At 68.6% G+C, this 12,841-nt stretch carries 14 protein-coding genes; 2 read left to right on the top strand and 12 right to left on the bottom strand.

Going from position 1 to position 12,841, the window contains the following annotated elements; translation table 11 throughout:
- Positions 1-13: 13 nt before the first annotated feature.
- The 12 genes from ACAH01_RS11455 to ACAH01_RS11400 all read right to left on the bottom strand — a co-directional run bounded on the left by ACAH01_RS11455 (position 14) and on the right by ACAH01_RS11400 (position 9,611).
- The gene (locus tag ACAH01_RS11455; RefSeq protein ID WP_372479262.1) at positions 14-1,276 is read right to left on the bottom strand and encodes a PQQ-binding-like beta-propeller repeat protein; all 1,263 of its coding nucleotides are present in this window, start codon (positions 1,274-1,276) and stop codon (positions 14-16) included.
- Positions 1,269-1,640, bottom strand: a complete 372-nt coding sequence (locus ACAH01_RS11450; RefSeq protein ID WP_170093895.1) for a DUF3209 family protein — start codon at positions 1,638-1,640, stop codon at positions 1,269-1,271. Before ACAH01_RS11450 ends, ACAH01_RS11455 begins: the two co-directional genes overlap by 8 nt.
- Positions 1,637-2,869, bottom strand: coding sequence for a CbiX/SirB N-terminal domain-containing protein (locus ACAH01_RS11445; protein ID WP_372479261.1), 1,233 nt, complete (start codon positions 2,867-2,869; stop codon positions 1,637-1,639). The genes ACAH01_RS11450 and ACAH01_RS11445 overlap by 4 nt, the downstream gene beginning before the upstream one ends.
- Complete coding sequence (locus ACAH01_RS11440; RefSeq protein ID WP_372479260.1) at positions 2,866-3,582, bottom strand: cobalamin biosynthesis protein; 717 nt, start codon at positions 3,580-3,582, stop codon at positions 2,866-2,868. Before ACAH01_RS11440 ends, ACAH01_RS11445 begins: the two co-directional genes overlap by 4 nt.
- Positions 3,575-3,817 (bottom strand): ferredoxin, encoded by a 243-nt coding sequence (locus ACAH01_RS11435; protein WP_372479259.1) that lies wholly within the window; start codon positions 3,815-3,817, stop codon positions 3,575-3,577. The genes ACAH01_RS11440 and ACAH01_RS11435 overlap by 8 nt, the downstream gene beginning before the upstream one ends.
- Positions 3,807-4,781, bottom strand: coding sequence for a precorrin-3B C(17)-methyltransferase (cobJ, locus tag ACAH01_RS11430; RefSeq protein WP_170093899.1), 975 nt, complete (start codon positions 4,779-4,781; stop codon positions 3,807-3,809). The genes ACAH01_RS11435 and cobJ overlap by 11 nt, the downstream gene beginning before the upstream one ends.
- Positions 4,782-4,783: 2 nt before the next feature.
- Positions 4,784-5,770, bottom strand: a complete 987-nt coding sequence (locus ACAH01_RS11425) for a precorrin-3B C(17)-methyltransferase (protein WP_372479258.1) — start codon at positions 5,768-5,770, stop codon at positions 4,784-4,786.
- Between the two features lies 1 nt (position 5,771).
- Entirely contained in the window at positions 5,772-6,764 is a 993-nt protein-coding gene (cbiG, locus tag ACAH01_RS11420) for a cobalt-precorrin 5A hydrolase (protein ID WP_372479257.1), read from the bottom strand.
- A 2-nt stretch (positions 6,765-6,766) separates the two neighbouring features.
- Positions 6,767-7,630, bottom strand: a complete 864-nt coding sequence (locus ACAH01_RS11415) for a cobalt-precorrin-4/precorrin-4 C(11)-methyltransferase (RefSeq protein ID WP_372479255.1) — start codon at positions 7,628-7,630, stop codon at positions 6,767-6,769.
- A complete protein-coding gene (locus ACAH01_RS11410; protein ID WP_372479254.1) occupies positions 7,627-8,397 on the bottom strand; it encodes a cobalt-factor II C(20)-methyltransferase in 771 nt (256 codons plus the stop codon). The genes ACAH01_RS11415 and ACAH01_RS11410 overlap by 4 nt, the downstream gene beginning before the upstream one ends.
- Positions 8,394-8,954: a precorrin-6Y C5,15-methyltransferase (decarboxylating) subunit CbiT gene (cbiT, locus tag ACAH01_RS11405; RefSeq protein WP_153553031.1), complete on the bottom strand. Its 561-nt coding sequence runs from the start codon at positions 8,952-8,954 to the stop codon at positions 8,394-8,396. The genes ACAH01_RS11410 and cbiT overlap by 4 nt, the downstream gene beginning before the upstream one ends.
- A gap of 87 nt (positions 8,955-9,041) precedes the next feature.
- The gene (locus ACAH01_RS11400; protein WP_372479253.1) at positions 9,042-9,611 is read right to left on the bottom strand and encodes a response regulator; all 570 of its coding nucleotides are present in this window, start codon (positions 9,609-9,611) and stop codon (positions 9,042-9,044) included.
- 183 nt (positions 9,612-9,794) lie between these two features.
- Here ACAH01_RS11400 and ACAH01_RS11395 point away from each other — a divergent pair, with 183 nt between their 5' ends.
- Positions 9,795-11,360, top strand: a complete 1,566-nt coding sequence (locus tag ACAH01_RS11395) for a TrkH family potassium uptake protein (protein ID WP_372479252.1) — start codon at positions 9,795-9,797, stop codon at positions 11,358-11,360.
- A gap of 64 nt (positions 11,361-11,424) precedes the next feature.
- On the top strand, positions 11,425-12,762 hold the full coding sequence (trkA, locus tag ACAH01_RS11390; RefSeq protein WP_170093907.1) for a Trk system potassium transporter TrkA: 1,338 nt from the start codon (positions 11,425-11,427) through the stop codon (positions 12,760-12,762).
- Positions 12,763-12,841: the final 79 nt, after the last annotated feature.

Genomic DNA, 12,841 nt, shown 5'->3' with positions numbered 1-12,841 from the left:
ACTGCCGGGCGGGCTACCGGCGCTGTGGACTGCTCGCCGACTGGCTTCTCGCCGCACGATCGACGAAGAGACGATACGCACCGCGCTCGGTGCCGTCGTCGTGGTAGACGACCGGCTCTTCGACGGCGACCACGCGGTCTCCGTCGACTGCGACCGCAGTGACGATGCCGTCGGTCTCGCGGCTCGCTACCGGGCCGTCCCGGGCCGACAGCACCCGGAGGCCGTGGCAGTCGACATCGCGCGTCCGGAAGTGCTGTGCGCCCGGCACGACCACGTGGCGGTCCGTGGCGGCGATCTCGCCGGCGAACCCGCCCACGTCGGCCGACCACCGACGTTGGCCGTCCGGTCCGTAGCCGAAGGCGGTGTGTTCTGCGGGGTGGAGAGCGTCGGTCTCGCGACTGTCGACGGGGTAGGTATTGCCGGTGACGAAGACGGCCGCCTCGCTGCCGGCGACGACGTGGTTCGGGTACGCGTACAGCGTCTCGTCGCCGACCGTCGTCCGTGTCGCCAGCTCGGCGCGCCACCGGACGGTGCCGCCGTCGTCGAGGCGGTAGCCACAGTAGTCGCCGTGACTCGCGACGACGGCACCGTCCTCGACGAGCGCGGCGTCACCGACCCGTCGCTGTCCGTCGCTGTCGGGATCCCACTGCCAGTGGCTCGTCCCGCGTTCGGCGTCGAGGGCGACGAGACCCTGCTGGTGGTCACCGGGGCAGCGGTTGTACGCGACCGCGAGGCGGTCGTCTCGCCGGTCGAGGCTGATCGGCGACGCGTCGGCCTCGAACTGCCAGCGTCGCGTCCCGTCGTCGGCGAACGCGGAGACGACGCTCCGAAACGAGCGTCGGTCGCCGTCGCGCTCGTAGCGGCGGGCGGCGACGTACGCGCGGTCCTCGTCGGTCACGATGTCGGCGACGAACGGCAAGAAGAACCGCGTCTCTCTCTGTGGCTCGCCGATCTCTGTTGCCGTCGCGTGCTGCCAGCGCCGCCGACCCGTCGCCGCCTCGTAGCACCGGACTCGCCCGTCTGGGCCTCGCTCACCGGCCAGCACCGCGTCACCGAACGCCGCGAGCGCGACCACGGCAGCGTCGGACTCCTCGCCGTCCGCGCGCCACTGCTCTGTCAGGGTGGCGTGGTCGAACGCGATCACGTCGCCCGTGGCCGTTCCGACGACGACCAGCTCTCCCGTCAGCGCGACTGCCGAGCGCCGGCCGGCGTGGCGCGACCGCGCCGGGGGTGGATCGCCGAGGCCGACCGACTGTGGCTCCGGCCGGTCACTCATCGACCGGGAAGGCTTCGTGGAGCACGTCGTGGGCCTCGCCCAGTCCGTCGAGGACGCTCTCGCCCTGGCTCGTCAGCCGGTGGACCGCCCGCTCGGCGTCCCGAACCGCGACGAGTCGCCCTCGCATGTAGTCGTACTCCTGGCTCTCCGGGTCGGCCTCGGCGATCTCGGCTTCGAGATCGACCAGCGCCGCGTCGAGGTGGCGCTCGATGGCCGAGAGCGACTGGGCCTCGGCCAGGGCCTCGATCGGTCCGTCGAGTTCGCCCTCGAGCTCTCGCTCCGCGTGCTCGCGCGCGTGTTCGTCTTCACTTCCCAGTACGTTCATCAGTCCGAGTCGGAGTGCTTCGATTTCGTAGCAGCTCATTGTGAGAGTGTTTGATCGACGAGTTCCGAGACGATGCGATCACGGTCGAGGTGCGAGGAGACGATCCGTTCGGCGTCGTCCTCGCCGACGCCGCCGTACCAGACGCCGTCGGGGTAGACGGCGATCATCGGCCCCTCGCCACAGCGACCGAGACACGAGGAGCGGGTCACGCGGGCGTCACAGGCCTCCGAGTCGCGTTCGGCCTGCCGGAGCCGCTCCAGGACGGCGGCCGAGCCGTCGGCCGCGCAGGTCTGGTTCGTACAGACGGCGACGTGTTTCTCCGGGGCGTCGTGTGCGTGGGGTTCGTCGTCGACGTTCTCGCGGTCGGCGTGGGTCTCCTGGTGGGTCAGCGCCCGGAGCATCGCCCGCGCGCCGCCCACGTCTTCCTCGTAGCCGTCGAGTTCGACCTTGTACTTGCAGGTGTCACAGGACATCTCGACGCTGTCGGTGCGGGCCTCCTGCCAGCGGTCGCCCAGGACGTCCAGCAGCCGCGAGTCCGTCCCGAGGGGATCGCCGGCCGCGGCGTCGACGTAGGGGTACTCCTCGTCGAACGCGTCGGCGCGGTCTCGAATCCGCTGGGTGAGGACCCCGTCGCCGAGCATGTAGGGGAGGACGACGACGCCGTCCGGTCGCCGCTTTGCGACCGTGTGCAGCGTGTCTTCCAGGAGCGGCTCGGTCACGCCGATGAAGCTCGTCTCGACGTGGTCGAACGCGCGGCCCTCGTACAGCAGGCGCGCCAGCTTGTGCGCGTCGCTGTTGGCGTCGGGGTCGCTAGAGCCCCGCGCACAGAGGACGACCGTCAGATCGTCCGCTGTGCGGTCGAGCCCGAGTTCCGCCTCGACCGTCGCCGCGCGGTCGTCCAGCAGGTCCACGATCGCCGGGTGGACACCGAGGTGTGCCCCGTTGTGGATCGTCAGGTCGGGGTGAGACGAACGGGCCTGCTCGACCGCCAGCGGCACGTCGTTCTTGACGTGGCTCGCGGCAAAGAGCGAGAGCTGGACGACGGTGACCCGCGAGACCGATGCCGCCAGTCCCGCGATGGCCTCGTCGATCGAGGGCTCGGCGAGTTCGAGAAAGCCAGCGTCGGTCGGCACGCCGAGGCGCTCCTCGACGGCCGCAGCCAGCTCCCGGACCTGTTCGTTCGACTTCTCGCGCCGGGAGCCGTGTCCGACCAGCAGGACGGCCTCGTCGTCGAGCGAGACCGGCGTCGCGGCGGCGTCGGCGGTCATTCCAACCCCCCCACGTCGCTCCCGGTGGCGCGTTCGACGCTGCGCCGGAGCTTCTGGCGGCGCTCAGCCGAGTAGAGTCCCGTCTCGTCGCTGCCGGCGTACACCCACTCTGCGAACGCCGCCACGTCGGCGTCGTCTGCGAGTCCGAACCAGTAGCCCCCCGAGGACGTCTCCGAGCGGTCGTCCGTCGGCACCGTCGGCGCTGCCTCGGCGAGCAGCGACTGGATCGTCGCCAGCAGGCGCTCGTCGTCGTGGACGAACGAGACCCCGACCGACCCGGCGGACTCGCGGAAACAGACCGTCCCGCAGGCCTCCAGCAGGCCACGCACCAGCGCCGCCCGCTCCTCGCTGAAGGCGTCGAAGCGGTAGCCACCGGGCTGGCCGTCAAGCGGGAGGCCGAGCGCCGCGCTCGCTCGGTCCGCGGGCGGGCCGAACACCTGTAGCTCGTATGCGTCCTCGTACCGGACGATCGAGGCGTCGTGTGCGGACTCGCGCTCGGCGACGCGGTGGTCGCGGTCGGTGCGGTCGGCACCGGCGACTGCCGCCAGCGCGTCCGCAGCCGTCTCGTCGCCCGCACGGACGGTCACGCAGTCCGCGGTGAGATCGCCGTCTCCGGCGACCCGACCCCAGAAGTACGCCGTTCCGGGCGTGACCGTCAGCAGGTCCTCGGCGGCCGTCGGCGTCGCCGGGTCGGCGCTGTCGGCGTCACTCATCGTCGCCCTCCCGCACCGAGATCGCGTCGACCGGACACGCGGCCGCGGCCTGTCTGGCGTTCTCGATCCGGTCGTCGTCGAACGTCGCGACGACGGTCTCGTCGGGGTCGCGCTCTCCCGCGCCGATCGTCGCCAGCCCGTCGGCGGCCTCGACGAACCGATCGTCACGGACGAGACAGGCGAAGATGCCGTCGCAGGCCTCCCGGTCGAGTGCCACGCGGTACTCAGTAGTCATACTTGGACTCGTACCCCCGCGGGGTCACCATCCGATCGTCCCAGACGTAGGTGTCCTCGTTGCCCACGAGGATGGTTGTCGTCATGTCGATCAGGTCGGTCTCGCCGAGGTCTTCGAGCTCGCCCAGCTCGACGATCTCGACGGCCTCGTCCTCGCGGCCCGCGCCGTGGACGATCCCCACGGGCGTGTCGGGCTCGCGGTGTTCCAACAGGATCTCACAGCACCGCTGGAAGTTCTCCCGTCGCTTGCGGCTCCAGGGGTTGTAGATGGCGATCGTAAAGCCCTCGCCAGCGACGGCGTGCAGGCGCGACTCGATGGTCTCCATGGGCGTCAGGTGGTCAGACAGCGAGACGCTGACGGTGTCGTTGACCAGCGGCGCGCCCAGCCGTGCGCCACAGGACTGGGCCGCGGGCACGCCGGGGACGACCTCGAAGTCGACGGCGCTTGCCGTCCCGCCCTTCGATTCGAGGATCTCCAGTGCGAGCCCGGCGAGCGCGTAGACGTTGGGGTCGCCGCTGCCGATGATCGCCACGTCGTTGCCCGCCAGCGCGCGGTCGATGGCCTCCTCCGTCCGAGAGACCTCGCCACACATCGGCGTGTCGTACAGTTCATCGGCCGACTCGGTGACCTCCTCGGGCAGCAGATCGACGTAGGTCGTGTAGCCGACGATGTGTTCCGCTTCGAGCAGCGCGCCCCGCGCTCGCTGGGTCATCCCCTCTGGCTGGCCGGGTCCGAGCCCGACCGCCACGAGGCGACCGGGCGCTGCGTCGAAGTCGTCGACGGTCGCGCCGACCTTCTCGTCGGTCGTCGAGTCCGAGCCGCCACAGCCGGAACTGGACGACGAGCTGTCGGTGCTCGCGCCGCACTTCGACGTACTGTCGTCGCTCCCTGCGTCGGTGCTGCTGGCACCGCACTTCGATTCTGCGTCTGTGCTACTCGCGTCGGTGGTGTCGTCAGTGCTCATTGTCAGAAGTCGTCGACGTCACGCCCGCCGCGCGGGGTGACGAGATGTTTGCCGTAGTCGTTCTCCCAGACCTCGGTCTCGTGGTTGCCCACGAGGATCGAGGTGCCCATGCCGCCGACCTCGTCGTCGTGGTCGGTCGCTGCGCCAAGCGTCGTGATCGTGTGGGTCTCGTCCTCCAGATTCCGACCGGCCGCGCCGCGGCCGGCGTCGTTGAAGATGCCCACCGGCACGTCGTCGGCCCGCTCCTCTCTGAGCACCTCGATGGCGCGCTCGTAGTCGCGCCAGCAGTTGTAGAGGACGACGACGAAGCCACTGATCGCCGCGGCCCGGAGCTTCTCCTCGATCTCGTCCCAGCCGCGCCACTTGTCGGACAGCGAGATCGTACAGAAGTCGTTCGAGAGGGGCGCACCGAGGTTGGCCGCGCCGCCGAGCGCCGCCGTCACGCCGGGGACGACCTCGATGGGCACGTCGGTCGCGCCCTCGGCCTCGGCCATCGTGTACAGCAGATCGCTCTTGCCGTAGACGTTTGGGTCGCCACCGGAGACGTGGGCCACGTCCTGGCCGTCGCGGACCCGCTCGAAGGCCTCGCTGGCGAGTTCGATCTGGCGACCCATCGAGGACCGCACGAGCTCCTGGCGGGTCCCGTTCGGTCGTTCGAGGACGGTCCCCGACTCGCTCTCGGTCCCGCCGTCGGACCTGTGGCCCGACGAGGTTCCGCTCGCTTCGCTCGCGGAACCCCCGTCCGCGGCCGCCTCGACCGCCGCGCTCTCCGGGGGCAGGGTCCCGTCCTTGCGGAGGAACTCTTGGTAGAGATTGGAGGCGATGACGCAGTCCGCGGTGCGGATCACGTCTTTGGCCTCCTGTGTCATCGCGTGGGGGAGGCCGGGACCGATGCCGACGACCGAGAGGGTCCCGTGGTCGTCTGGGGGTTCGCTCGCGGGTCGGCTCTCGCCGCTCGCGTCCGAGCCGTCGGGCGACTCGCCCGCCATCCTACCGCCCCACCGCCACGGTGACGGCGTCGTCGAAGCGCTCCTTCTCGCGGGCGAGGTCGTGCTCTCGGCCGCCCGCGATGGCCGAGGCCTCCGCGATGCCCGGCCAGCCGATCAGTTCCTTCGACCGGGAGGGCGAGGGGCCCTCGAATTCTTCTAGAGTCTCTTTCTCGAAGAGGACGACGCCGGTACCGATCTCCTGGGCGGCCTCGTAGAGCCCGTCTTCGCCCTCCTTGCGTGTCCCGGTCGCGACGAACTCCACGTCCGAGCGGTCGAGTCCCAGATCGTCGAGTGCAGCGTCCCAGGCGTCGAGCACCTGCTGGCTGTCGACGCCCGAGACCGTTCCGGTCCCCAGTACCACGCCGTCGTCTTCGTTGCGCTTGAGCACGGTCACGTCGTCGCCCACGAGGACGGCTTTCGGGCCGTCGAGGCGGGCGACGGGACCCAGTTCCTCGTTCAGCACCGCGAGGTTCGTCGCCACCGTCGAGTCGCCGTTGACGACGTGGGTGTCCAGCGCCTTGGCCTTGCTCTCGACGCCCTGCTTGCCCGCCGCCTCGCTCGCGGTCGTCATCGCCGGCACCGCCCCCAGTTGCGCGAGGTCGTTGGCGACCTGATTGGCACCGTGGTGGCCCCCGGTGATCGGGATCGCCCACGTCAGGGCCTCGTCGATCACGACGATCGCGGGATCGTCCCACTTGTCGTCGAGCAGCGGGGCGGTCTTTCGCATCGCGATGCCGGAGGCCATCAGGCCGACGAAACAGTCGTACTCGCCCCAGTACTCCTCGAACACGTCGCCGTGGTACTCGACGATGTCGACGGTCTCGTAGTCGTCGCCGATCTCGGCGACGATCTCGCGTGCGGTGTCGAGCTTGCGCTCGAAGCTGATGATCGCGATCTCCTCGGCCACTTCCCCGTCTGAGTCGGGCGTCGAACAGTGGCCGCTCGATCCGTCGCTCGATGCGTCCGTCTCGGTGTCGTCGTTGTCGATGCTCATTGTCAGTCGTCTGCCTCGCTCTCGCTTTCGTCGCGATTCGCCCAGCCGTCGTACAGGTAGGACCGTTCGTACCCCGCCTTCCGGGCCGCGTCGCCGATCACCACCAGCGCCGAGGCGCGGTAGCCGGCGGCCTCGACGCGGTCGCCGATCGTCTCGACGGTCCCCTCGATCACGTCCTCGTCCGGCCAGGAGGCGTGATAGACGACGGCGACGGGCGTGTCCGGGTCGTGGCCGTCGTCCAGCAGGCGGTCCATCGTCTCGGCGACGGCGTGAGTCCCCAGATAGAGGCAGGTCGTCACGTCGCCCATCTCGACGAACTCGCTGATGTGGTCGTCCTCGGCGTCGAGGGTCTTGCCCTGCGGACGGGTGAAGGCGACGTGGTTCGCCACGCCGTTCAGGGTCAGCTGGGTCCGCAACGTCGCACTCGCGGCGAACGCCGAGGTCACGCCGGGGACGATGTAGGTCGGAACGCCCTCGTGTTCCAGCGCGTCCATCTGTTCCAGCGCCGCGCCGTAGATCGCCGGATCGCCGCTGTGGAGCCGCACCACGTCTCGTCCGTCCTCGTAGGCGTCTCGCATCAGCGGCACCAGCTCTTCGAGGTCCTTGCCGATGCTCGAAACCTGCTCGGCGTCCGCACAGTAGGCGTCGAGCAGCTCGCTGTTGACCAGCGAGCCGGCGTGGACGACCAGATCGGCGTCCTCGACGAGCTCCCTGCCGGTGACCGTCAGCAGTCCCGGATCGCCGGGACCGGCACCGACGAAGGGGATCCCGTCTTGTACGTCGCCAGCGGCGTGGGCCTGGATCCGGTCGTCGCGGTCCGCGCGGTCGTCTGCGGCCGCGTCGATCGCGTCCTGTGGGTCCGTCATCGCTGTCCCCCCGCAGACACGTCGGCGCTGGCATCGCCGTCGGTCGTCTCGACGGCCGTCCCGGCCTCTCCTCGCTCGTCTGCCGCCTCGAAGGTCGCCGTCGCCGGCTCGGCGTCGAGTTCTCGCTTCTCGGCGTAGGCCAGCGTGTAGTAGTCCCGCTCCGTGAGTTCCTCGGGGTCGTCGGTGACGACCGTCTCGCCCTGTTCCATGTAGAGCCGGCGGCCGTAGACGACATCGTAACCGGCGTCGACGAGTCGCTCGTGGGTCGCCGGCACGTCCGTCACCTTGAACAGCACCATCCGGTCTGGCCCGGTCGGGGCCGCGCCGCGGGCGGCCTCGTGGAGCGTGAGGCTCGCGCCGGCCGCCACTTCGACGCCAAGCGCCGTCGTGAACGCGCTGACGGCGCTGACGCCGGGGACCGTCTCGACGGTCACGTCGGGGTGGAACGCGTCCAGCGTCCGGCGCAGGTGGCCGAACGTCGAGTAGACGTTCGGATCCCCGAGCGTCACGAACGCCGCCGTCCCGTCGCGGGCCCGCGGTGCAATCTCGGCGGCGGCCGCCTTCCAGGCCCGGCGGAGTTCGTCCTCGTCGCGGGTCATCGGGAAGTCGAGGTCGCCGATCCGGTCCTCGTCGACGTACGTCGTCGCGACCGACCGCGAGAGTCTGCCGGGCGTGTACACCACGTCGGCGGTTTCGAGGACTTCGCGCCCGCGAACGGTCACGAGATCGGCGTCCCCTGGGCCGAGTCCGACGCCGTAGAGGGTCACTGCTCTCCCTCCCGGTTCCCCGCGCCGCCGACGAGCATGTACACCGGGTTCTCGGCGTCGAAGCTCGTCGCCCCGGCGAGTTCGTAGCCGTGGCTCACCTGGAACTGGACGACCTCGTCGAGGATCCCTCGCTCGCGGAACGCCGCCGTCGCGGCACCCGCCACTTCGAGCCGCGAGACGTTCATCACGACGCGGTCGACCTCGGTCTCGACGGCGTGGTCGAGGATCGCCTCGTAGTTCCGACTCCCTCCCAGAAAGAGCGCGTCGGCGTCGTCGGGGAGTCCGTCGGGAGCCTCGGCCTCGCGGACGGTCACGTCGGCGGCCGCGTCGTTGGCCGCGAGGTTCTTGCGCGTCGTTGCAACCTTACTTGCCTTGCGTTCCAGTGCGGTGACCCGTCCGGCGCGGCGACTCGCCTGGATCGTCACGGCACCGGTACAGGAGCCGACTTCCGCGAAGTGGTCGTCCGGGCCGAGAGCGAGCTTGTCGAGCAGGACGGCCCTGACTTCCGGCTTCGTCGGGCCTGCCTTGGCGTCGTGAGGAAGCGATACGTGCGCCATCGGCGAACACAAGGCTCGTTGCGCGTAAAACAATTTTGGTTGTTTTACCCCAAGGGAACTTTCCCTGTACCGGTCCCGACGGCGGCCCTAGTTTCCCCGCTCGATCTGTTCGTGGATCTCGACGACGCTCTCGAAGTCGTCGATCTCGGCTTCGAGCTGGCCGCGGAGTTCGCTCGCCCGCCGCTTTAGCTCCTGGTACTCCTCGCTGTCGGCCAGTTCGTACTCGGGGTGCTCGGATTCGAGCACGTCGAGTTTCGACCGGAGTTCGAAGAACTCGTCGAGTCGCTCGTCGGGCTCTCGATCGACGTGCTGGGCGATCGTCTCGCGCAGCGTCTCGTTGTCGATCGGTTTCGTCAGGTAGTCGTCGAAGTCCATCTCCAGAATGTTGAGGTCCGGACCGACGGCGGTCGCCATGATCACGGGACAGTCGTACCCTCGCTCGCGTAACTCGGCGAGCACTTCGTCGCCGTGCATCTCCGGCATTCGCCGGTCGAGCAACACGGCGTCGATGTCCTCGTCGATGGCATCGAGCGCGGCGGCTCCGCCGATCGCGACGCGTGTCTCGAACGCCTCGTCGAGGGCGAGCGCGTACGTCTCGGCCACGCTCTCCTCGTCTTCGACGACGAGGACGAGCGACCGGTGATCCGTTCGTGCCACGTCTGTAGTCGTAGGGACCCTGACGCAAAGAAGCTGACTGCAGTCGGGACACTCCCTCGGGGCGTCCTCGGTCGCCGTCGATTCGCATCGCCTTTCTCGTCACGAAACCACCACGAGCGTTCCGGTGATTTGATAGTGTCCGACAGTCGGATACCCTATAGTGATGTACGGGCGTGGTCGGCCGTGAGCTGGGGCGTCGACTGGCGGGCCAGCACGAGCCTCGTCGGCACCGTCGTGAAGTACCTCTCGCTGACGATGGTGGTGCCCCTCGTCGTCGCGATCATCTACGGCGAGGACATCGCCGTCTTCGTCGTGTCGATCGCGGCCGCGGCCGTGCTGGGGCTGGCACTCGAACAGCTCGATCCAGAGCCCGACGTCGGCCCCCGCGAAGCGCTCGTGTTGGTCTCGTTCGCGTGGTTGGCCGCGGCCGTCGTCGGGACGATCCCCTATCTGATCGCCGGGAACGGCATCCCGTTCGTGATGGCCCCGAGCGCGCCCGCGTCGACGCTGGCCAATCCGGTCAACGCCCTCTTCGAGTCGATGAGCGGCTTCACGACGACGGGGGCGACGGTGCTGGGCGAGATCAGCACGGATCGCCACTCCCACGCGGTGATGATGTGGCGACAGCTCACCCAGTGGCTGGGCGGCATGGGGATCATCGTCCTGATGATCGCGATTCTGCCGGAGCTGGCGGTCAACGGCGCACAGCTGATGCAGTCTGAGGCCCCCGGTCCGGAACTCCAGAAGCTCACCCCCAAGATCGTCGAGACGGCCCGCGCGCTGTGGCTGATCTACTTCGGCTTCACAGTGCTGTACGTCGCGATTCTCTACGGCCTCCAGCTGGCCGGCCTGGCCGAGAACATGACGCTGTACAACGCGATCGCACACGGGTTCACGACGCTCCCGACCGGTGGGTTCTCGCCCGAAGCCCAGAGCATCGCCGCGTTCAAGCCGATCGTCCAGTGGGTCGTCATCCCGTTCATGATGATCGCCGGCGTCAACTTCGCGCTGTTCTGGCACGTCATCAGCGGCGAGGCACGGACGATGATCGAAGACGCGGAGTTCCGAGCCTACGCCGGTGCGACGGCCGTCCTGATCGCGCTCCTGTCGGTGCTCCTGTTCCGCGGCGGTGCGCCGGCTCTGGGCGACCTGGGCGGCGTGACCGACGGGGTCACCGAGAACGCGCTCCGGCAGGCGGCCTTCCAGATCGGCTCGTTGCTGAACTCGACGGGCTACGCGACGAGTGACTTCGCCCAGTGGGAGACCCACTCTCAGATCGTGTTGCTGTTCGCGATGTTCATCGGCGGCTCCGCGGGTTCGACTGGCGGTGGCGTGAAAGTCGTCCGGTGGCTCGTCGTGTTCAAGGCCGTCTACCGCGAGCTGTTCACGACGGCCAACCCCAACACCGTGCGCCCGGTCCGTCTGGCCGGGCGCGTCATCGACGAGGACGCGATCCGTGGCATCATGGCGTTTACGCTCCTCTATCTGGCGCTGTTCGGCGTCAGTGCCGTCTTCCTCGGGCTCGACTCGGCACGGATCGGCTACGAACTGACGATTCTCGAATCGGTCAGTGCGTCGCTGGCGACGCTCGGTAACATCGGTCCGGGGTTCGGCTCGCTGGGACCGTTCGGGAACTACCTGAAGTTCTCGGACCCGTCGAAGCTCCTGATGGTGTTCCTGATGTGGGTCGGCCGCCTCGAAATCGTCCCCGTGCTCGCGCTGTTCGTCGGCCGACTGGACCGCTCGTAGCTGGTCCGTAACGTACTTGCCGACACCTCCGGAACGTAGTGGAAATGATACGGGAGTGGATCGAATGCGCGTGATCATCGTCGGGGCTGGCGAGGTCGGCCGCTCGATCGCCGCGAATCTCGCCGACGGACACGACGTCGTGGTCGTCGAACGCGATCCGGAGATCGTCGAGGAACTGACCTACTCGCTGGACGTGCTGACGATCCAGGGCGACGGCACCGACCTCTCGGTCCTTCGCGAGGCCGGCGTCGGCGAGGCGGACATGCTGATCGCGAGCACCGACATCGACGAGACCAACATCGTCGCCTGCGGTGCCGCAAAGACCATCTCCGACGTGTTCACGATCGCGCGAGTCAAGCGCCGGGACCTCCTCTCGACGTGGCGCAACACGAACCAGGCGTTCAACGTCGACTTCATGGTCTGTTCGGACCTCCTGACTGCGGAGGCGATCTTCCGGATCTCCGGGGTCCCAGGGGCACAGGACGTGGACACGTTCGCGGGTGGGATCGTCCGGATGGCGGAGTTCGAGATCGACGAGGACAGTCCCGTCACCGGTCAGTCAGTCAGAGAGGCCGACCGCTACGCGTCGCTGACCTTCGCCGCGCTCTTTCGCGACGACGCCGTCATCATCCCGACCGGCGACACCGTCATCCAGACCGGCGATCGGATGGTCGTCATCGGGAGCCCGGACTCGATCGGCGACTTCGCGACCGACACGGTCTGTGCGGGCGACGAGAGCGGAGCCGACTCGGTCGTCATCGTCGGCGGCGGACAGCTGGGGTTCCAGGTCGCACGGCTGTTCGAAGAGCACGGCTACCGGCCACAGCTCATCGAACACGACGAGGACCGGGCCCGCGAACTGGCCGAGCAACTCCCGAACACGACCGTGTTGCAGAGCGACCCGACCGACTCGGAGTTCCTCGTCCAGGAACGCGTCGACGAGGCGGACGTCGTCGTCGCCGCTCTGGAGAGCGACGAGAAGAACCTGCTCGTCTCGCTGCTGGCAGAGCGCATCGGCGTCGACCGAACCATTGCCGTCGTCAACGAAATCGAGTACGCCGACCTGTTCGAGACCGTCGGCGTCGACATCGCGGTCAACCCCCGCGAGGAGACGGCCGAGGAGATCGTCCGCTTCACGCGGGACAACCGAACCGAGAAGATCGCCATGCTCGAACACGACCTGGCGGAAGTCGTCGAGATCGAGATCGAATCCGACAGCGTGCTCGCGGGTCGTCGGATCGCCGACGCGGTCGAAGAGCTGCCCGCCGGCATCGTCATCGGTGCGATCTCGCGAGCGGGCGAACTCGTGACCCCGCGGGGAGACACGACGATCCAGGTGGGTGACCACGTGGTCGTCTTCGTCGACTCGACCGTCATCGACACGGTCACCGAACGGCTCTGACGAAGCGACGCCTTCTCGGACGACGAAATAGGTTCTCGACGATTTTCTCTCTGTTTCGTCGCTGCCGTTCGTGTGGGTA

The sequence above is a fragment of the Halomicrobium sp. HM KBTZ05 genome (assembly GCF_041530035.1).
In the GTDB taxonomy this organism is placed as follows: domain Archaea; phylum Halobacteriota; class Halobacteria; order Halobacteriales; family Haloarculaceae; genus Halomicrobium.
Note: the sequence above shows the minus strand (reverse complement) of the source record. Positions and strands in the feature narration are given on the sequence as shown.

Bases quoted from the DNA above. Each gene is read 5' to 3' on its own strand.
- ACAH01_RS11455 (WP_372479262.1), bottom strand. From the start codon at position 1,276: ATGAGTGACCGGCCGGAGCCACAGTCGGTCGGCCTCGGCGATCCACCC.
- ACAH01_RS11450 (WP_170093895.1), bottom strand. From the start codon at position 1,640: ATGAGCTGCTACGAAATCGAAGCACTCCGACTCGGACTGATGAACGTA.
- ACAH01_RS11445 (WP_372479261.1), bottom strand. From the start codon at position 2,869: ATGACCGCCGACGCCGCCGCGACGCCGGTCTCGCTCGACGACGAGGCC.
- ACAH01_RS11440 (WP_372479260.1), bottom strand. From the start codon at position 3,582: ATGAGTGACGCCGACAGCGCCGACCCGGCGACGCCGACGGCCGCCGAG.
- ACAH01_RS11435 (WP_372479259.1), bottom strand. From the start codon at position 3,817: ATGACTACTGAGTACCGCGTGGCACTCGACCGGGAGGCCTGCGACGGC.
- cobJ (WP_170093899.1), bottom strand. From the start codon at position 4,781: ATGAGCACTGACGACACCACCGACGCGAGTAGCACAGACGCAGAATCG.
- ACAH01_RS11425 (WP_372479258.1), bottom strand. From the start codon at position 5,770: ATGGCGGGCGAGTCGCCCGACGGCTCGGACGCGAGCGGCGAGAGCCGA.
- cbiG (WP_372479257.1), bottom strand. From the start codon at position 6,764: ATGAGCATCGACAACGACGACACCGAGACGGACGCATCGAGCGACGGA.
- ACAH01_RS11415 (WP_372479255.1), bottom strand. From the start codon at position 7,630: ATGACGGACCCACAGGACGCGATCGACGCGGCCGCAGACGACCGCGCG.
- cbiT (WP_153553031.1), bottom strand. From the start codon at position 8,954: ATGGCGCACGTATCGCTTCCTCACGACGCCAAGGCAGGCCCGACGAAG.
- trkA (WP_170093907.1), top strand. From the start codon at position 11,425: ATGCGCGTGATCATCGTCGGGGCTGGCGAGGTCGGCCGCTCGATCGCC.